Consider the following 320-nt stretch of genomic DNA (forward strand, 5'->3'; position numbering starts at 1 on the left):
CAACAACTACGATAGTGTTTGATAACGCGCCGTGCTCTTCTAAGTTACGAACAAGGTTCGCTACTGTAGAAGCTTTTTGGCAAATCGCTACGTAAACACATTTAATACCAGTGTTCTTTTGGTTAATGATAGCGTCAAGTGCAATCGCTGATTTACCGATTTGACGGTCACCAATGATTAATTCACGTTGGCCACGACCAATTGGAATCATAGAGTCAATAGACTTGATACCAGTTTGAACTGGTTGGTCTACTGATTTACGTTCGATAACACCTGGTGCAACAACTTCTACTGGAGAGAAGCCATCATTTTCAATTGGG

General features: G+C 41.2%; 1 pseudogene. It reads right to left on the minus strand.

Going from position 1 to position 320, the window contains the following annotated elements:
* Positions 1 to 320 (minus strand): annotated as a pseudogene (locus ACX6CF_RS27300) (F0F1 ATP synthase subunit alpha); the annotation flags it as partial.

The organism is Vallitalea sediminicola (genome assembly GCF_054408565.1).